11 protein-coding genes are annotated in these 19,724 nt (G+C 54.8%); 6 read left to right on the top strand and 5 right to left on the bottom strand.

Going from position 1 to position 19,724, the window contains the following annotated elements:
- Positions 1 to 29: 29 nt before the first annotated feature.
- Together HDF14_RS13095 and HDF14_RS13100 are read right to left on the bottom strand one after the other, a co-directional pair.
- Positions 30 to 830, bottom strand: coding sequence for a glucosamine-6-phosphate deaminase (locus HDF14_RS13095; RefSeq protein WP_183977322.1), 801 nt, complete (start codon positions 828 to 830; stop codon positions 30 to 32).
- A 403-nt stretch (positions 831 to 1,233) separates the two neighbouring features.
- Positions 1,234 to 2,352, bottom strand: a complete 1,119-nt coding sequence (locus HDF14_RS13100; protein ID WP_183977324.1) for an SIS domain-containing protein — start codon at positions 2,350 to 2,352, stop codon at positions 1,234 to 1,236.
- A 768-nt stretch (positions 2,353 to 3,120) separates the two neighbouring features.
- Between HDF14_RS13100 and HDF14_RS13105 the strand changes: the two genes are divergently transcribed.
- From HDF14_RS13105 to HDF14_RS13130, 6 genes are all read left to right on the top strand, one after another.
- Complete coding sequence (locus HDF14_RS13105) at positions 3,121 to 5,553, top strand: PKD domain-containing protein (RefSeq protein WP_183977326.1); 2,433 nt, start codon at positions 3,121 to 3,123, stop codon at positions 5,551 to 5,553.
- Between the two features lie 142 nt (positions 5,554 to 5,695).
- Positions 5,696 to 8,128, top strand: a complete 2,433-nt coding sequence (locus tag HDF14_RS26585; protein WP_183977328.1) for a D-tagatose-bisphosphate aldolase, class II, non-catalytic subunit — start codon at positions 5,696 to 5,698, stop codon at positions 8,126 to 8,128.
- 16 nt (positions 8,129 to 8,144) lie between these two features.
- A complete protein-coding gene (locus tag HDF14_RS13115) occupies positions 8,145 to 9,500 on the top strand; it encodes an APC family permease (RefSeq protein ID WP_183977330.1) in 1,356 nt (451 codons plus the stop codon).
- Between the two features lie 790 nt (positions 9,501 to 10,290).
- A complete protein-coding gene (locus HDF14_RS13120) occupies positions 10,291 to 13,644 on the top strand; it encodes a TonB-dependent receptor (RefSeq protein WP_183977331.1) in 3,354 nt (1,117 codons plus the stop codon).
- Between the two features lie 146 nt (positions 13,645 to 13,790).
- Positions 13,791 to 15,059 carry a tagaturonate epimerase family protein gene (locus HDF14_RS13125; protein WP_183977333.1) on the top strand — a complete coding sequence of 423 codons (1,269 nt, stop codon included), beginning with the start codon at positions 13,791 to 13,793 and terminating at the stop codon, positions 15,057 to 15,059.
- 288 nt (positions 15,060 to 15,347) lie between these two features.
- Positions 15,348 to 16,148, top strand: a complete 801-nt coding sequence (locus tag HDF14_RS13130) for an outer membrane lipoprotein-sorting protein (protein ID WP_183977335.1) — start codon at positions 15,348 to 15,350, stop codon at positions 16,146 to 16,148.
- Positions 16,149 to 16,197: 49 nt separating this feature from the next.
- On the opposite strand, the gene HDF14_RS13135 is transcribed toward HDF14_RS13130, so the two are convergent.
- The 3 genes from HDF14_RS13135 to HDF14_RS13145 all read right to left on the bottom strand — a co-directional run bounded on the left by HDF14_RS13135 (position 16,198) and on the right by HDF14_RS13145 (position 19,574).
- Complete coding sequence (locus tag HDF14_RS13135) at positions 16,198 to 18,471, bottom strand: MMPL family transporter (RefSeq protein WP_183977337.1); 2,274 nt, start codon at positions 18,469 to 18,471, stop codon at positions 16,198 to 16,200.
- Between the two features lie 218 nt (positions 18,472 to 18,689).
- Positions 18,690 to 19,067, bottom strand: coding sequence for a response regulator (locus tag HDF14_RS13140; protein WP_183977339.1), 378 nt, complete (start codon positions 19,065 to 19,067; stop codon positions 18,690 to 18,692).
- Between the two features lie 171 nt (positions 19,068 to 19,238).
- Positions 19,239 to 19,574 carry a bactofilin family protein gene (locus tag HDF14_RS13145; RefSeq protein ID WP_183977341.1) on the bottom strand — a complete coding sequence of 112 codons (336 nt, stop codon included), beginning with the start codon at positions 19,572 to 19,574 and terminating at the stop codon, positions 19,239 to 19,241.
- Positions 19,575 to 19,724 lie beyond the last annotated feature (150 nt).

A 19,724-nucleotide genomic window follows, 5' to 3' on the forward strand; every position in this document is an offset into this window, starting at 1 on the left:
AACAAGCCTGATTGTATTGTTCGCTGTTGTTATCGGGAGAAAAGTACGTCGTCCAGTTCGCTGGCCGATTCCAAGTCTAAATATATTGTCGCATCCGGATGAGTGCGGAGGATCGTGGCGGGGCACTCCGTGGAGATGGCTTCTTCCAAGGCGCGGCGCACAATCATTGCTTTGCGTAAACCAGGAACCGATACGATCAGCTTTGGGACGCGCAGCAGCGTTGGAATCGTAAGTGTTATCGCGTGGTCCGGAACCTGCTCCACACTGGAAAACCATCCCTCTGCCATCTGCTGCTGGCGGCAGAGGGCGTCGAGCAGAACAATCTTGGCATCGAGAGGATCGGTGAAATCTGCCACCGGGGGATCGTTGAAGGCAAGGTGGCCATTTTCTCCAATACCAAGAAAGCATACCTGCGGGTCGGCGAGCCGAAGCTTGGCGGCATAGTTCCGGCTTGTCTGCTCCGGATCCGGCGCGCTTCCATCAATTTCAAAAAACTCTTTCATGCTCACCTTGCCCGTCAATCTTTCGCGGAGATAGCGGCGGAAAGAGGCAGGATGATCCGCGGACAGATTCACATATTCATCCATATGAAAGCCGCGAATCTGATCCCAGGGTATATCTGGAAGGCGCGTGAGCTCATTGAGAATCTCAAACTGCGAGGCACCGGTCGCAAATATAACTCCTATCGAGTTATGAGCCTTCGCTAACTCGATCAACGCTTTGCTCGCAGCCCGCGCAGCAGCCGCACCGGCTGCGTAACGGTCGGGATGAACTTCGACCGTTGCCGTTCCAACCTGGTAATACTTTGCCGGGATACTTGCTTCAGTCAACCTTGACTCCTTGGTGAGTGAGTAAGTGCGGAAATGTCATGGAACGGCACGGGCTTAAACCGGCACTGAACCCCGATACGAAGGGAGCGTCAAAAGACTCTTCACCATGAATACGTTTGAGCGGCGCATTTTGTCAAGAAAATTTTCACAAAAATAAGCTGGATTTTCTCGCCTAATGTCATCTATAGACTGCAACATTCTGTGTTTCCGAGATGAAACCGTCATCGGCGATGAAGACGAGACAGCAATCTGTAGGGACTAGGGGGATATTCGTGTAGGAGAGCAGACTTGCCTGGATTGGATATCAATTAGGCGGTTCTCTCGCGCAAACCCAACGGACTCATGGTCCAGTTCTTGCGCGGCAAGCTATGCATTTACTCGACGTCCAGAGGTCGGCGAACTTCTATCTTGTCGAGGATGCTTCGTGATAAATATTCACACCTTGAACCACCCGGTTGATGACCCCGTCCGGGCTGGGGTTATCGGGATTTAACCCGATACGCAAACTCAGATAATAGCCGAGAAGTTGTGGGCCAAGTATCTCAAACGGAGTACGCAAATCGTCGTTCGCTTCAGGAGCGATGGAGGGGATGACTTCGTCGAATAGATCCCCTCCATCGCGGGGATCGACGATTCCGACCAGGTATCCAATCTTTTTTGTGCGAAGTTCACGAATGAGGTCCACTTCGTAGCGGCGCCGGACCGGATCGCTGGATAGCAGGCACATCACCAACGTGTCGCGTTTCACAAAGGACATAGGACCATGACGAAGCCCAAGGTATGTTTCGGAGACCACAGGAAAGGCCCCGGCAGTCATCTCCAGGGTTTTGAGTCCCGCTTCCCGGCCCCAGCCAAGCAACGGTGGGGAGGACAACATCACGATCCGGTCTTGTACGCGATCTGCCACAAGCCGGCAGACGCGATCGATCTCGGGCAGCAATGCGGCGGCGCGTTTGCTGAAAGCTTCAACTGCTGCCGGTACAGAATCAGGTTGCGCCAGAGCTAGTCCGGCAAGAACGAGATTGGAAAACGCGCTGGTCATCACGAGGCTTTGGTCATTCGTCCGCGGATCAAGCACAATGAGTCCATCCAGGCCCGAGTAAGACAAGGCTCCATCTTCATTGCAGACAATTGCAAACTGTAGAACGTCTGGCCTCATCGCTCGAATTCGCTCCACGACAGCGACGCTTTCTGGACTGTTGCCCGACCGAGCCAATGAGATTACTGCCCCCACGTTCGCCAGGTGACGATCCGAATCCAATAGAAAGTCAGTCGTAGGAATGGCCGATGCGTTATGCCAAGCCGCCGCAACCGCGCTGGCCGCGTAGGCAGATGTTCCCGCTCCGGTCACAAGGATGCCTGCATTGCAAAGCTTGGCCGGCAGTTGCAGTTTTTCGGATGCTAAGAGAACGCGTTCAAGCGTGGTGGGCCAAAGGAGGGGCTGTCGAAGAATCTCCGGGAGGGTGTATATGGGGGTGCCGTGGGTGTTGCTCTCTACGTGCACGCTGGAAAGCTCTGCCATGTAAAACTCCATTCCTTGGCCCAGACAACTTAAAAGCACCGAAAATTATGTTTTGGCGCAAATAAATCGAAGTCGAAGCCTTACGTAAGAATATATGGGCATTGCGCAACCGTCAATACTTTCACTTTGCGCTTTTCGAAACCACGACTACGACTCCCAGCTCGGAAATGGTCCATCGCAAATCCGACAGGTTCGCGTGCTCAACTACCCCGTTCCCGCCAGCAGAGGCAATCGTGCTGGAGGAGATCTTGGGTGCCCTAAGAGCTTGTCCAAAAAATATGTTGAAGGTCACAGTATTCATCAGGCGTTCCTCCTTCCTGCCGAACGGCGAATCGGCCGACCATACCAGGGGGCGCAAAATCTCGATTGACACAAAAGTATTCAATTCGTAATATAGCGAAACATGAAAACGACACAATTTGGTATATATGATCAGAATTGAAACAGTACGAAAATTGACACGACGTGCTTGACTCAGGCTGACAAGGCGCGTCAGAGCTGTTCAATTCTTGCAACTGTCGATGAAAGCTTTTGAGGGCCGAGGAGCTTTGGCTATTTATTTAATAGTCCCTGGGGATGTTGGGCATTTAACTCGCCGCTTCCCGTCCTTGGAGCCCTGCTCGCAATGCCGGCAACGTCAATGCTGGCGCACCTTGTGATTTGTCTGCGAAGAACGAAGGAGTTCAAGTGAACCAATGGAATAGCCGAAAAACGTGCGTGCTGCTTGTTGTGGCCGCGATGGCTCTTGGAAGCCAAGCGTATGCAAACATGCAGGAACAATCGACCGATCACAGCGGGCCAGGGGAATTGGCTTCGATCCAGGGGAAGGAGTTGTCGGTACGAATCAACGCAGACGGTTCATACTCTATCGTGCGGCCCGGAATTCCCGATCCAGTGCTGCGGTCTGGTGTGGAAGCGGACGTAGACGGCCGTGTGATGCAATCGTCGGCCTACCCGCAGCATAAGACGGCGCGGTCAGATTTTCACGATGAATTTGGTTCGGGAACGAAACTCACGGTTACGCATACCAGCCTTGCAGGTGCGCCCGATCTGGTGTGTACTTTCAAGCTGTATCACGATCAGGCGTGGGGCGAGATTGAAGTCAAAGTGGTTAACACCGCCAGCCAAACCATCTCTGTTCAGGCAATTCGCACTCTTCACGCAGCAGGCGGTCCGGTCATCAATCTGAATGGTCCCGCGTCGGCGGACCGCATCCTGTCGGACAGTTATAGTGAGGATCGGCCTCAACTCGCGATTCGCGACCTGGCTGAAGGTCCGCACGGAGTGCACAGAGCGGTGCAAAGCCAGCTCATTTTTAACCGGGACAGCGGCGAGAGCCTGTTCCTTGGCGCACTGACGTCCGACCGGCTCTTAACCATCTTCCATCTCAAAGAGCAACCGGCTGGCGGCGACACGAAGATTCTCTCGTATGAAGCAGTGGCAACGGGCACAACGGAGATCATGAAAGGTGAATCGCTCAGGCAATCGCCTGCCTCTCAGCAAGTAAGTCTGAGCCTTCCTGTTCACTCCGGAGATAGCCTTTCATCGGAGCGCCTCATGTTCTCTGTCGGCTCCGACTACCACGCGCAGTTGGAGCAGTATGGGCGTGCGGCGGGATTGCTGCACAAGGCTCGAGTGAATACGCCGACGCCGATCGGATGGTGGAGTTGGACCGCGTATTACTTTGGTCTCAACCAGGGAGCCGCTGTTACAACAGCGCAATGGCTCAGCGAGAACCTGAAGCCCAGCGGGTATATCTACTACCAGATCGACGAAGGATACCAATACGCGCGCGGCGAGTACACAACACCCGATGTCAACTTGTTTCCGCACGGATTGGAATATATTGGCGGAGAGGTACGGCGCAATGGCCTCATCTTTGGCCTCTGGACCGCCCCGTTCGAAGTCTCCGACCGCGCGTGGGTTTATCAGAACCACAAGGACTGGCTGCTGCACAACGCCGCGGGCGAGTTGATTCATATTGGTTATGTGACCGACCACAACGATCCCCTGTATGTGCTGGATACGACCAACCCGGGAGCGCAGAACTATCTCAAGCAGACGTATAGCACGCTCCACGACTGGGGCGTTCGTTTTATCAAGATGGACTTTATGGATGACACGGCGGTCGAAGGGGCCTACCATCGTCCGAATACAACTGCCTTGGAAGCGCAGCGGATTGGCCTTGAGATCATCCGGAGCGCGGTTGGAGAAGACACGGTTCTGGATAAGGATGGCAGTCCAATGCTCAATCCTGTTGGGATCGTGGACGCGGGGCGCATCTCTCAGGACACCGGGCATACATTCGATGCCAGCCGTGATGCTGCTTCCGGTATCGCAGCACGCTACTATATGAATCGCAATTTCTTTGTCGCGGATCCGGATGCGTTCACGGTCTCTTCTCAAACGGTCGATGATCACTCATGGCACGGAGGCCGGCATCCTCTCACGCACGACGAGGCAAAGGTATCGATCGCTCTGGCCGCTGTGTCAGGAGGCATGTTTGAGCTTGGTGACGACCTGCCTACCCTCGGATCGTCCCCGGAAAGATTGGCACTGGTAAAAAATACTGACCTGATCAATATGGCTCACCTGGGCCATTCGTCCATCCCCGCTGACCTGATGACTTATGAGCAGGCCGACAAGCAGCCCAGCGTCTTTCTGCTGAAGGAGGATAAGCGCCAGTCCATTCTTACCATTTTCAATTGGACAGAAGAGGAGCGCACGCGGTCCATAGATTTCAAGGCTCTCGGTTTGAAGGAGCCCAGTGCCTATCAGATCACGGAAGTGTTCGACGATAAACCCTGCTGCGACGCTTCATCCGAAAAGATGAATCTTGTCGAGCCTCCGCATTCGGTTCGAATGTACAAACTGATCGACAAGGCTGTTGCTCCTGCGGCGCCCGCGTTTGAGGTGCATGCGGCAGCCTCAGCAAAAGCAGGAGAAACAATCGATTTCAGCGCCGAGGGAACGTCTGCGGAGGAGCCGGTGCTGACATACCACTGGGATTTCGGCGATGGAGTTACGTTAGATGGGATGAAAGTGAAACACACCTACACCAAGTCCGGAGCATACAGTGTGCGGGTGACTGCGATGGGGATCGATGCCGTCGCAAACTCCAAGACGGTTGCGGTTTCGGTCTCTGGCACCATCCCCACACGGTTTGTGCCGGCGAATAAAAAGCGCCCAAGTGAACAATAGGCATTCGTGCGGAATCTTGGACAGAGGTCCACAACACCAACAATCGAATCCTCGATGGGCGAGAATACCTGGGGCATCACGCTCGACGTGGTCTGCATCCGCAAAGAGCAACGCCTGTTCTAAGGCATAAACGATGGAGAGTATGAACTCAACCGAAGTAGTAGGAAGCAGCCTGCAGAACGGCTCTTCGGAGCAACCGGACGTTGCAATAGTCGGAGAGCTGAATCCCGATCTGATTGTCTACGGAGCGCCGCGCGAGCTGCCGGAAGAAAGGGAAGTGCTGGCCAGCGGCTTTACGCTTACCCTCGGTAGTTCCTCGGCCATCCTCGCGCATAACCTGGCGCTGTTAGGCAGCAAGGTTACGTTCAGTTCGCGCGTGGGTGGGGATGCGTTGGGAGAGATGTGTTGCCGCTGGCTGCAGGAAGCTGGCGTGCAGGTGGATCACGTGGTTCAGTCGGCCTCTGGAAGTAATACTGGGATCACCGTGATACTTCCTTTCGCAACTACTCGCCGGATACTCACTTACCCAGGTGCGATGTTTGAGATGGGAATCGACGATCTGGATCTGGACTATCTGGCAACGGCCAAACATTTTCACTTATCCTCTCTTTTTCTGCATCGCAAGTTGTCACCCGATATCCCGGAGTTATTCAGAGAGATGAAAAGGCGCGGGTTGACCACTTCTCTCGATACGAACGATGACCCTGAAGACAAGTGGGCCGGTGTGCTTGAGGACGTGCTGCCTCTGTTGGACGTGCTGTTGTGCACGGAGAGCGAGCTTGCCAAGATGGCCAAGGCTGAACCCGCCGCCGAACGCATGTCTGCGAAGGTGCCGTTGCTGGTTGTGAAGCGAGGAGCGGCGGGGGCCTCTGCGTACTTCGAGGGGCGGCGCATTGACGTGCCTTCGCTTCGAGTGGAAGTGAAAGATTCAGTGGGCGCCGGCGACACGTTTGACGCTGGCTTCCTGCACAAATGGGTTCGGAAGGCTCCGCTGGAAACGTGTATCGCCTATGGAAATCTGGCCGGAGGCTTATCCGTCACGCGTTCCGGCGGCACGGAAGCCTTCTGTGACAGGACATACCGCGAAGGTTTTTTCCAACAACATTGGCAGCAGGAAATGCTTGTTCCGCACAATTCGGGGATTCGATCCGGCGTTACGGTTGCAACTGAGCCGAGACCGGCCGCCGTCTCCAACGACAAGTTGTTTTCGCGTGTAGAACCTTCAATGGGGGACATTGCGCAAACGTCGAATATGACCTCTGCGTCTGAAAAATCCGCAGCGTCACGCAATTCAGTGGATGAGATGCGTCAGCTGCTGCGGGAGAACCGGGAAGGGAAGCGCCGAGGCATCTACTCGGTGTGCACTGCGAATCGCCTGGTGCTGGAGGCGGCATTTGCGCAGGCCGCACACGATGGAAGTTTGCTGCTCATTGAAGCGACATGCAACCAGGTCAATCAGGAGGGAGGCTACACCGGCATGGTGCCCGCTCAGTTTCGAGACTACATTCATGCCATTGCCGAGGAGATGCATTTCCCCATTGGGCGAGTCGTCCTGGGTGGAGACCATCTTGGCCCCAATCCGTGGAAGGACGAGCCTGCCAGCGTTGCCATGGAGAAAGCTTGCATCATGGTTGCCGCGTATGCGGATGCGGGGTTCAGCAAGATTCACTTGGACGCCAGCATGGCCTGCGCCGATGATGCGACGCCTCTTGCCCCCCAGGAGATTGCAGAACGTGCCGCACGGTTATGCGAAGTTGCCGAAACTGCAACGCGCAACTCCGCGGCTCGCCCGGTCTACGTGATCGGAACGGAGGTGCCTACTCCCGGCGGCGCAGTGGACGAAATGGAAATCGAAGTCACCTCAACGGAGAGCCTGCGGGAGACTCTGGAAGTCCACCGGCGAGCCTTCGAACGAAGGAACCTTCTGTCCGCCTGGGATCGGATCGTCGGCGTGGTTGTGCAGCCCGGCGTTGAGTTTGGCCACGACACTGTCGAGGACTACCAGCCAGACAAGGCCTCGCAGCTCAGCGAATCCATTCTGCAGCAGGATGGAATTGTCTTCGAGGCACATTCGACGGACTATCAGACGGCGGAGTCACTTCGCCAACTTGTGAGTGGGCACTTTGGCATTCTAAAAGTCGGCCCTGAATTGAGCTTCGTAATGCGGGAAGCAATCTTCGGCCTGGCACGCATTGAGGAAGAGTGGATTGCCGATAAACGGCGCTCCAATCTGCGGGCAATCATCGAGCAGGTGATGCTTGACCATCCCGGAAACTGGAAAGGTTACTACCACGGCGATGAGCACCAGCAGCACATTGCCAGGGCCTATAGCCTGAGCGACCGGATCCGCTACTACTGGCCGAACGCCGAGATATCCAAGGCCCTTGCAGTTCTGCTCGAAAACCTTCGCGAACACCCCGCGCCCTTGCCTTTGCTCAGCCAATATCTTCCTCGGCAGGCGGAGGCAATTCGTGCTGGGACGATCAGCAACAATCCGGTCTCTATCATTCATGATAAGGTACGGGAGTCTCTGGCGCGCTACGCAGATGCTTGTGGGTTAGCGCTTCGTGGATGACCGAGGATCCGCGCGTATGGACACAACTGTTGATCGATCCGTGGAGCCCCTTGGCCTCCGCCGCACGCTCAAGCTTCGCCACCTGATTCTTTACGGCATCATCATCATTCAGCCCACGGCGCCTATGAGTATCTACGGCGTGGTCAGCAATGCCGCGCGGGGACACGTGGTGACGACGATCCTCATTGCGATGGTGGCCATGCTGTTTACCGCTGTGAGTTACGGCAGAATGGCGCGCGTGTATCCCAGCGCCGGGTCGGCCTACACCTATGTTGGCAAGGAGATTCACCCGCTGGCCGGCTATGTGGTGGGCTGGTCCATGCTGATGGATTACATGCTGAATCCCATCATCTGCGCCATTTGGTGCAGCGCGGCGGCCCAGAATATTCTTCCCCAAATTCCTTATGCTGCCTGGGCCGTCGCATTTGTTCTTGTCTTCACCGGACTGAACCTGCGTGGCGTGCAAACGTCGAGCCGCGTGAATGCTCTGCTGGCATTGGGCATGAGCATTGTCGTCGTGGTCTTCATCGCGTATGCCATACGCTACATTGCGCTGGTGGCGCGTCCCGTGGGTGGGCAATGGCTGCTGCCGTTTTACGATCCAGCTACCTTCGCTCCCGGGCTCCTGTTTCATGGCGCATCGATTGCGGTGCTGACCTACATCGGCTTCGATGGTATCTCCACGATGTCAGAGGAAGTCGAGAACCCGCGGCGTAACATCTTGCTGGCCACGGTCATCACCTGCTTCGCGATTGGCGTCCTGTCCGCGATCGAAGTGTACCTTGCGCAGCTGGCTTGGCCGGCACGCATTCCATTCCCGGCCTCCATGGTCGACACCGCTTACGTGCAGGTCGCCCTTCGCGTCGGTGGCAAGTTTCTTTTCCAATTACTGAATGCGACGCTCTTGATCGCCAATATGGGCTCAGGTATCGCTGCGCAATTCGGCGCCGCGCGTCTGCTTTATGGAATGGGACGCACCGATGCGCTGCCAAAGCGATTCTTCGGCGTACTAGATGCGAAGACGAGAATCCCGCGCAACAACGTGCTGCTGTTGGGCGCCATCACGCTGGTCGGTACGTTTCTGTTGACCTTTGAAAAGGGCGCGGAACTGCTTAACTTCGGAGCATTCATCGCGTTCATTGGTGTAAACGCGGCGGCGCTTATTCACTACAAGTTCCGCTCCCACGAAAAGGTAGCTTTCGCGGCATTGTCGCCGCTCTGCGGTCTTGTTGTTTGCACGTTCATTTGGCTGAATCTCAATCTTGACGCCAAACTCCTGGGAGCCGCATGGGTTGGAGTCGGGCTGCTTCTCTACTTCGTGATGAAGGGAAACAAGCCGCTGGCAGCGGTGGAATGGTCGGATCCCAGCTAATTCCGACTAACCAGCGCGCCACATGATTCAGCAGTCCTGGCACGCGTTCACCGACCCCAGTCCAAAAACGGGCCCGCCGGGAACGATTCTCGACCACGGAGCTCCCACGCTGAGCGTCTCTCAGCTCGCACGCGATGGTCCCTTCAGAAGCGCTGAAGCACCTGCTGTGCTGGCGTTTCATCTCGCCTGGCGGAATTGCCAAGTTATTTGTTCGGGCCAAGTCCTGGATCTGCTGCCTCAGGTTCCCGCGAAGCGCCGAATGAGCTTGCGTGCATCGTGCAACGTTGAGGCTCATTGAATGCTCTTCAAGTTGCAGCGTACGATGCATGTTTTCGAATTGCTCCATTTTCGAGGATGCAAAGGAGTAATCAACGTATGCGCAACAAAACGAAATACATACAGAAAATATCGTTGTCGTGAGTAGGAGGTGTGGATGGGGGAGCCACCGCTAAGCCTGCATGCCCGCTACTTCTCAGCAGGTACATTGCCGCTGTCGGGAGGATTAAGCAGCGCTACTCTCAGCCAAATAAGTAAGGGGGGACAGCTTCTTCTCCACCGCGCCGAAACAAAGGGGTAATTGGCAACGCATCATACCCTGAACGGATCACCCGAGATTAATGTGTTTTTCTTCTTGACATTAACAGCCGATCAAACGTAAAAGAACAGACATGATCGAAACATTTCACAATCTAATGAAAACAAAGATTGTGTGGCTAGATCCTCGCAAGGGCGAGCATTAGTTAGCATTCTTACCAGGCCAAATATTTCAGATGAGTGAGGGACAGCAGGGATGAGACCCATTGATGAAAGCCCGAATACAGGGCGTCGACTCTTTAACGACGTGCGGTTCAAACCAGCTGTTCTGTTTTCTTCGCTATTCTTTCTTTTGCTAGCGGCCACTACGGCCTTTGGCCAATACACTACGGCGCGTCTGAGCGGCACGGTTCAGGACAACTCCGGCGCGGCAGTCCCAGGGGCATCGGTGACTGTGGAACAAACAGGAACTGGATATCAGCAGCAAGTGAAAACTGGAGACGCAGGAGAGTACCTATTTCCGAGTTTGCCCATTGGCGATTACCAGTTGACCGTTAGCGTTGCTGGTTTCAACACCTACGTGCAAAAGGGAATTGGCTTGACTGTGGGGCAGGCCGCCAGCCAGAAGGTGATCCTCACGGTTGGGGCGATAACCCAGCAAGTCACTGTGGAGGCCAACTCCAATCAGGTGACCACGGACGATGCGGCGATCACGCAGGTTATCGGCCAGAAGAGCATAGAGAGCTTGCCGATGAATGGTCGCCAGGCCCAGCAGCTTGTCTTTCTTGTTCCCGGCGCAGTGGATGTCACAGGGCAGAACTGCGGCGTTGGTTGTGAAGGGGGCATTCTTCCCGGCGAGCAATATGCAAAGGTCAATGGTGGCGGTGCCAACGGCGTTTACTACCTGTTGGACGGCGTGGACTACAACGACTTTTACATCAATGCCAATTTGCCCTTCCCCAGTCCGGATGCGCTGCAGGAATTCAATGTGCAAACCGATAACATGAGCGCCGCCTACGGAAACGCCACCGGCGGAGTTGCCAATGTTGTTACCAAATCTGGAACCGATCAGATTCACGGCGATGTCTTTGAGTACCTGCGCAATTACGCAATGGATGCCAGGAACTACTTTGCGGACTCTCCCAATCCGTTGAAGCAAAATCAATTTGGAGGAACCATCGGCGGACCTATCTTGAAAGGGAAGCTATTTTATTTTGGTTCCTATCAAGGCACACGCCAAAACACTGCGATCAATGGCCTCAATTCGCAGGTACCAACCCAGGCTGAGCGTAACGGAGACTTCTCGGCACTTCTCCCGGGCACGGTGTTGACGAACCCCAACCCGAATTCGCCTTACCAATTCAACAGCAACAACCAGATCAATCCGGCGGCATTTGATCCGACGGCGCTCTATTTGCTGAATCACATTCCTCTTCCCAACGCCCCGCAGTTGGGTCCGAACTTTTTGGTTTACAACGGTGCCCCGTCCATCCAGAATACCGACGAGTACCTTGCCAAAATCGACTTCAACATTGGCAAGCATCATCTCAGCGGACACTATTTTCAACTCAACTACAACATCCCCATCATCCTTCCGCCGACAAGCAACATTCTTGAAGGCAATTCAGAAACCCCGCAGAAGCTGGGACTGAAGAACGTCAGCGTTGTCGACATCTACACGATCTCCCCCACACTTGTTCTCAATAGCTATTTCGGATGGAGCAGCAAGACCGGTCTGACCCAGTCGGCCGCGCCTTTCAGCATTGCGGATGCGGGTGCGAATATTGCCCAACCCACCAATTTCCCGGCAACGCTCAACGTCGATGTATCTGGCGGGTTCATCGTGGGAGATCAACCCGCCACAGGAACGTGGGACAGCAGCCAGATTTCCGATCGTGAAATCGTCAGCTTCGTCAGGGGCAAAAATGAGATCCAGGTTGGCGGCGAATGGTCGCATATTCACATGCCCATGGGAAATAGCTACCAGGCGGACGGCAATTACAGCTTTGGTGGCAATCTGAGCGGAAACAATCTTTCAGATTTTATGCTTGGAGCTGCATCCAGCTTTACGCAGGCAGGCGGGCTGTATTTGGACTTCAGTGGAAACGAGTGGAGTGCCTTCTTTCAGGACACCTGGCATGCGACTTCACGGCTTACCGTGAGCGCCGGTATTCGCTGGGATCCGTTCTCTCCTTACACCGATAGCGAGGGACGCGTAGGATGTTTCGTCCCTGGAGCGCAATCGTCGCGCTATCCCAACTCACCCGCAGGTCTGATCTTCGGCGGAAGCAATCACGATCCTGGCTGCCCGGAATCTTCGATCTACAACAACTTCGGCAATGTAGGCCCCCGATTTGGCTTTGCCTATCAGTTGACGTCCGATGCCAAGACCAGTCTCCGTGGTGGAATAGGGTATTACTATCAGGCCCCGAACGGCGTAGCCTTTGAAGATGTGGTTGGCATTCCTCCTTTTGCGCCAATCGTGAATATCACCAACACGAATTTTACGAATCCTTACTCCGCCTCGGGTATAGCAAATCCTTTTCCAGGATCATTCGGACCAATCAATCCAGGCCCGTCGGCAACATTCCCTCAGGGCATCTCCTTCACGGAGATCTTCGATCGGCACTTCCGGCTTCCGCAGATCCTCTCGTATAACCTCACGCTCGAACGTCAGTTTGCCTCCAACTGGTTCATGCGTATGGAATATGTGGGAAACAAAGGAACTCATCTGGGTGGTACCGGAGATCAGGAGTCAGGGCTGCTGCAACTGAATCCCTCGGTCTACATTCCAGGCCAGTCGACGGAGGATAATATTCAGCAACGTCGTCTCTATCCGAACTTTGGCTTTATCGGTTCAATCAACTCCGGAGTGATCAGTAACTACAATGCCGGCCAGATTGAAGTGGAGAAGCGCTTGAGCTATGGCCTCTCATTCCAGACCAACTATACGTGGTCGCACGCACTGAATAACTTCGGTCCCAATGGACAGGAGTATTTGTTTGGGATCGGCGGCATCAATACATGCGGCTGCGGCCGTTCTCTTGACTACGGCCCAGACGCCGGTGACGCTAGCAACGTCTTTAGATTGTCGGGAATTTATGCCTTTCACCATGTTCCAGTCAATGGCATCACGAACCAGGTGGTTAACGGATGGAACCTGACCTTCATCACAAACTGGCAATCAGGTTTTCCGTTCACCTCATTCGCAGAGGATGATAATTCCTTCAGTGCCATGGGCAATGATCGTCCTGACATCACCGTGGCAAACATTTCGCAGACCAAGTTGAGTACCACGCGCTCCCATGCTGCGTTGATCAACGAGTGGTTCAACACTGCGGATTTTGTCCCCAATGCCATCGGCTCCTACGGAAATATAGGCAAGAATTCTATGCGCGGTCCGAGACTTTTCACCACGGACTTAGCACTGCTCAAAACCGGAAAGGTAGGGGAACGGATCAACTACGAATTTCGAGCGGAGTTCTACAACGTTTTCAACAATGTGAATTTTGGGAATCCCGATTTCGGACTAACAGACAGCAATTTCGGTCAGATCTCCTCTGCTGGCGATCCTCGGATTCTGCAGATGGCGCTCAAACTGAAGTTCTAACAAACCTCTGACGAAACAGGTGTCTGAGAGAATGTGGGTTGGCGACAATGACTCCTGCATTTCCTCAGGCACCTTCTTGCATGCGGCTTTTGAGCCACTTACAAGTCGGCTGTGGGCGGTAACATAAAGAAGTGTAAGACAGGCCAATGAAAAGACAAGTGCTGGATCCATATTCGATTGGTATGGGCGACCGCTTTGCGCACCAGGCAAAGGCGCAGCTGCAGGCCTGCATCTTGGCGTCGCATCACGGGGTCGCGATAGTTCCGGTGTGGAACAAATCGAATCGCGAACACACCATCATTGGTTCAGACCCGACGGCGACCCGCGCAGCTGCCGATGCCGCAGTGAAGGCGCTCCATTGGGACAAGCCCTATTTTTGCGACGCCGACCACATCACTCTTCAAACTGTAGATCGTTTCCTCACCCCGTGTGACTTCTACACTATCGACGTGGCAGACGAGATCGGCAAACCAGCGTCAGCCGCCGACACGGAAGATTTTGCGAAACGTCACGCAGACCTTCTGGGGACGGTTAGCCTGAAAGGCGTCGACGAGACATTCGAAGTTACGCAGGATCTCCTTCGAAACACGGCAAGCAAATTTCTTTCCGCTGTAAAAAAAGCCGGCGAGGTCTACCGCAAGATCGCGCAAGCAAAAGGGGCAGACAACTTCATCCCGGAAGTCTCTATGGATGAGACCGATTCCGCGCAAACGCCGGTCGAACTACTTATTATCCTCGCCGCGATAGCTGACGAGCAGATTCCGATTCAGACCATCGCTCCGAAGTTCAGCGGTCGCTTCAACAAAGGCGTAGATTACGTCGGAAACGTTGAGCAGTTTGAGAGAGAGATCGCGCTCGACTTCGCAGCCATCGCTTATGCCATCGAGCACTTTCGCCTGCCCGTGAATCTCAAGCCGAGCATACACTCCGGCAGCGATAAATTCTCGATCTATCCCGCCATCCATGCAACGATGAAGCGCTTCAATGCAGGCGTACACCTGAAGACCGCTGGCACCACCTGGCTCGAAGAGCTGATCGGGCTCGCAGAAGCCGATGGCGATGGGCTCGCACTCGCGAAGGAAGTCTATGCCGAAGCTTACGGCCACCGTGAGGAACTATGCGCGCCCTACGCATCGGTGATCGACATCGATCCGGCAAAATTGCCTTCTCCCGTCGAAGTGAATGGATGGACCTCGCTGCAATACACCATGGCACTCCGTCACAACCCCAGCGAGTCGCAATACAACAGCAGCTTTCGTCAGCTTTTGCATGTGGGTTTCAAGGTCGCGGCCAAGATGGGAACTCGTTACCTCGACCTATTGGAGAGCAACGAAGCAGTTGTCGCCAGGAACGTGACTGAAAACCTGTATAAGCGCCACATCGCACCAGTCTTTCTCGGCCAGCAATCATCGTAAGGCCGGTTTGATTTTGATGGACAATAGCCGTTCTCCAACCGCTTTGTCTAAAAGACTTGGTTGTCCTGTATGCGTGGGTTGGTGACTGTTTATCGTGCGAGCGAATCGAGGGCAGAATCGAACTGCTCGATTCAACGATCACTAACTGTTTACACAAGTTGGCCGAATTGGAACGGACCTTGAACGTCCTGCGCAGAGAGAGGACTTCCTCACCTCCTGCTTCCCAAAGGTCAGCTGAAGCTCCTGCAACGGATGGGGCGCTATAGGAACCTTGTTGTATACATAGACATGACCTTCCTCCGCCGCTTTCAGCTATCCATAGTTTTGTTAGCACTGTTGTCCTTAGCGTATCCGTCGCGGGCCTTCGGAGCGAATCCTGATCTGGAAACGGTGCTGAATGCTTCGCGTCAGCGTGTTGAGACAATGGACTACCGCGTGAGCGGCCGAATCACAAAGGTGGGCGCCGATGGCACACGCACGAATTACAAATTTGTCGCCAAAGCTCACTGGTTCCCCGATGGGCTGCGCCTGCTATGCGAGATCTCCGGGCCCGCTTCAGCGAAGACGATCCTTCTTGTGCACATGACAGTGAACGGGCACATGACCGTTGAGGCACTCCTTCCAGGCCAGAAATCCGCGAGCGTGGTGCCTTTCGAACATTGGAACGACCCACTCGTGGGATCAGACTTCACCTATGAAGACATGGTAGAGAACCAGTTCTTCTGGAAGAATCAGGAACTCTTGCCAGCCGAGAAGTACGGCGCACGCGACTGCTTCGTCCTTAAGAGCACCGCCGGTCCTCAAGACCGGAGCTACTACGGTTCAATGACGTCCTGGATCGACCGCACCATCATGTACCCGGTACACGTCACAAAGACGCTTCGCGGGACAGGACAGCAGAAGGAGTTCACTTACTTCGGCCTGCGGAAAGTCGGCGGTGTTTGGTCTGCGTCGCAGGTCGAGGCAAAACTGCAGGGCAAGCCCGGTTCTTCGACGATGGTCATCGAAGGGGGAACAGGAAAGGCAAATCTCAAAAGCAAAGATTTCGATCTTGGTCAGTCGGCCAGTCCGGCACCCGCAGCTCAATAACAGGAGCAGAACCTAACAAGGCCAAGTTAGCGGGTGAGATGTTGCACCCTCAGGGGACAAGCTCCTTTTCAGCCACAGCTTGAGCGCCATGCAAGCCTAGCGGCCACCAGTTCCAGTCGCCGGCCAGCTGCAACAGTGCGGGCCCGACCACCATCCGCACCACGGTAGCGTCTATCAACACCGCCGCCGCAAGCGTAAAGCCCAGCATCTGCACCACCAGAAAACTCCCTATGGTGAACGCGGTGAAGACGGCAATCATGATCGCCCCGGCGCTCGTGATCAGCCCAGCCGTCCGCGCCAACCCCTCGACTACGGCTGCCTGCTCAGACAAGCCGCGCCGACGCTCTTCAAGCACGCGTGCAACCAGAAAAACTTCATAATCCATGCTCAATCCGAAGACGATGGCAAACGCGAGAATCGGCACGATCGGGAACACGGTGCCGGTCGGCCCATGCAGTCCAAAGAGTCTGCTGCCGTGGCCCTCCTGAAAGACAAGGACCAACATCCCGAACGACGCGCCCACCGAGAGTAAATTCAGCAGAATCGCTTTGACTGCCGCGAACAAAGATCGCAGTCCGATCAGCAGAGCCAACAGACTTCCCACCACTACGCTAAGCACTACCTTCGGCAGACGCTCTTTCACAACGGAGTCGTAGTCCGCATCGAGGCCGGGAACGCCGCCAACCCGCAACACGGCACCCGGCACACCCGTGATCGCCGCCACATCAGAAGAACGAACCTCGCGCACCCACCGGATCTGCTCCGAGGGCGTAACATCGGCCTTCGGGAGTAGCTCAAGCAAGGTAGCGTGACCATCGCTGCGCAGAAAACTCTTGCGGATGGGCTCCGGCACCTGCTCAACCGCATCCGCGGTTTCAGCCATTCCTGAGAGCGACGGAAGCGATAAAACCTCCTGCGCCCTGGGATCGCTTTGGAAGTGCGCCGTCAACCGGCTGATGGCAAGCCACCCAGTTGGAGACATCGGCTGAGTCTGCGGTGGCAACTCCACGATCACACGCAGCGATTGCACGATACCCGACCGGCCCATGTGCTGCAGCGTATGCAGAGCCTGTACCGACTCGGCCGCCTCAGGGAACGAGTCATGGTCTGGAAGCCCGGTAGAGATTTTTCGCGCGTGGAATGCAAGCATCAATAGTGGAATCCCAGCGATAAGCAGAGCCGTCCACGGCCGTCGCGTTACCATGCTGCCCCATCGCACCCATCGCTCATCCGCCGCGGCGACGTCCTTAGACACCTTGCGCCCTCTGGAGGGAAGACATACCTTGGCTGAATTGATACGATGCCCCACCAGGCCAAGCACCCACGGCAGCACGAACGTGCACAGCATTACACTCAAAACCGTCACGAGTAGGCCGGCTATCCCAATCGATCGCAACTCGCTGATCGGCACCATGAGGAGCGCTGAAAATCCAATCGCAACCGTCGTGGCCGAAATAGCCAATGTGCATCCTGCCTGCCATGCGGCAATATCGGCGGCGCAGCCGGGATCACATCCATCGCACAATGCCTCGCGAAACCGGCTCACCATTAGCAAGGCATAATCGATACCCAGGCCGAGACCAAGCATCGTCGCCAAATTCTGCACCAGGATCGATAGGTGCCAATGGGGCGCCATCAGCGCAGCCGCACCTAGTGCCATCGAAATAGAGAGAAGGCCAACTCCCAGAGGCAAGAACGCCGCCACGATGCTGCCGAAGGCCAATAACAGCAGCAGCAGAGTCACTGGCATCGCACGTTCTTCGGCATGCTTCACGTCATCTGCACTCACCTTGCGCAGATCGAAATTGATAGGCGTCTCACCCGTAATCTGAAGCTTCAGACCGGGATACTGTGACCGAAGCTGACCTTCCATCCAATCTGCCTTCGCCCTAAGCTTCGGAACTAGCGCTTCGACAGTTTCACCGTGCGGGTCCAACCCCACAAGGATCAAGGCCCCGCCATTGTTTCCGGTAAATAGAGGGTCTGGCCAATCCACACTCGAGACCGCACCCGACACTCCGGCCACACTTCGCAATGAAGTGGTTAAGAAATCAAGGGCTTCCGCACTCTTTGCGGAATCGGGATCGGGGAGACCGCTAATCACCAGAACCAAGCGATTGGCATACGGAGATTGGAAACGCTGAGCCAGTTCCCGTTCGACTTTTTGGGATTCTGCACCCTCGATGTGAACCGTAGTCTCTAGCCGCCGCTCAACTTTGTAGGAAAAAGGCAGCAAAACAAACGCCATGGCAAACCCCACCATCGCCAGCCAGAATCGGCGTCGAGCGGCACCACGGCCAATCTTCCTGCTTGGAGTTTCCATAGAAGAACTACTCAATCCCTAGTCGTGCGCGAGCAATGATACGACTCCGTGATCGGGCAAATCCCATGATACCTGCGATGGTAGCCATTTCTTCACTGGAGCTCGATCCAAGTCCAGCACACTGACCACTATCGGACTCCGGCGTAGAGGTCGTGTATCGCCAACTGGATAACGTTTGAATATTTTTCATGGACAACCCGTATACGCCGATTTCACGACTATAGTCCACGGATGAGCTCAACCATCTTCGTAGGATGGATTGGCTTTAACACGAGAGTAAGATCGTGCCCCCGTTCCTTTGCTTTGTCAATCAACTTCTCTGAATCTTCCTGGCCCGAGAAGATCAACATTTTACAATTGGGTGCAACGGCCTTGACCTCAATCGCAAGCTCCACTCCATTCATCCCAGGCATCATGACATCCGTCAGCAAATAATCTGGTGCCTTCTGCTTCGCCGCCTCGAACGCCACTCGTGGGTCGGAGTATGCGATAGCGTTGAATAGATTCATCTGTAGAACGACCGCAAACATCTTGGCGATCTCCTCTTCGTCGTCAACTACGAAGACACAGGGCTGTTCTTCGAATGCATTCTCCATTGCTTCCCACTATGATGCAGATCTGCGAGATCGGCTGCTCGCGCTCGAAAGGCGGTAGTAATTCGACCCTCTCAATCGAATGGGAAGGCGCGCTAAAACAGTCCTCTACATCAGGTTAGAAGACAGATCACTATGAAGCGGCCATAGTCCAGGCTCCTGGTTTGTAGGTCTTCAAGACCGGCGAACGTCGATATTTCCTTTGACGAAGGCTCCATCCGCGATCGAGATCCTGGCTACGATTGCATCCCCACTCATCGAACCCTCGCTCCGAATGTCAAGGTGATCGCTGGCCTCGCAGCTCCCGAAAACCTGTCCAAGCACCACAATTTCATTGGCTATCAGCATGGCTGCCGTGTGGCCGTTTCGTCCCACGGTAATTGTCTGACCGGGGAGAGCAATTGAACCTTCAACGCGGCCTTCGATGTGCATAGCCTCCAGTCCCGTAACCTCTCCTTTGATGATTAGAGACTTGCCAATCAAGGTGCGATTTACATTTGCTTCCATCATGCCTATTTGCCTTCCCGAATGGTGAGATTGGATTCTGGTGTCTGAACCGCCAGTGATCTCCACAGTATCCGGACTAAATTCAGCTGGACATAACACTTTCGTGTTCGCGAAGCATGAGTGGACATTCGAATCAAGCTCGAACCCAAAATT

Origin of the sequence: Tunturiibacter gelidiferens (assembly GCF_014201335.1) — a bacterium.
In the GTDB taxonomy this organism is placed as follows: Bacteria; Acidobacteriota; Terriglobia; order Terriglobales; family Acidobacteriaceae; genus Edaphobacter; species Edaphobacter lichenicola_E.

What these genes read in the sequence shown, in the direction of transcription:
- HDF14_RS13120 (WP_183977331.1), top strand. Translation starts at nt 10,291, where the DNA reads ATGAGACCCATTGATGAAAGCCCGAATACAGGGCGTCGACTCTTTAAC.
- HDF14_RS13105 (WP_183977326.1), top strand. Translation starts at nt 3,121, where the DNA reads ATGCAGGAACAATCGACCGATCACAGCGGGCCAGGGGAATTGGCTTCG.
- HDF14_RS13100 (WP_183977324.1), bottom strand. Translation starts at nt 2,352, where the DNA reads ATGGCAGAGCTTTCCAGCGTGCACGTAGAGAGCAACACCCACGGCACC.
- HDF14_RS13145 (WP_183977341.1), bottom strand. Translation starts at nt 19,574, where the DNA reads ATGATGGAAGCAAATGTAAATCGCACCTTGATTGGCAAGTCTCTAATC.
- HDF14_RS13140 (WP_183977339.1), bottom strand. Translation starts at nt 19,067, where the DNA reads ATGGAGAATGCATTCGAAGAACAGCCCTGTGTCTTCGTAGTTGACGAC.
- HDF14_RS13125 (WP_183977333.1), top strand. Translation starts at nt 13,791, where the DNA reads ATGAAAAGACAAGTGCTGGATCCATATTCGATTGGTATGGGCGACCGC.
- HDF14_RS13135 (WP_183977337.1), bottom strand. Translation starts at nt 18,471, where the DNA reads ATGGAAACTCCAAGCAGGAAGATTGGCCGTGGTGCCGCTCGACGCCGA.
- HDF14_RS13115 (WP_183977330.1), top strand. Translation starts at nt 8,145, where the DNA reads ATGGACACAACTGTTGATCGATCCGTGGAGCCCCTTGGCCTCCGCCGC.
- HDF14_RS13130 (WP_183977335.1), top strand. Translation starts at nt 15,348, where the DNA reads ATGACCTTCCTCCGCCGCTTTCAGCTATCCATAGTTTTGTTAGCACTG.
- HDF14_RS26585 (WP_183977328.1), top strand. Translation starts at nt 5,696, where the DNA reads ATGAACTCAACCGAAGTAGTAGGAAGCAGCCTGCAGAACGGCTCTTCG.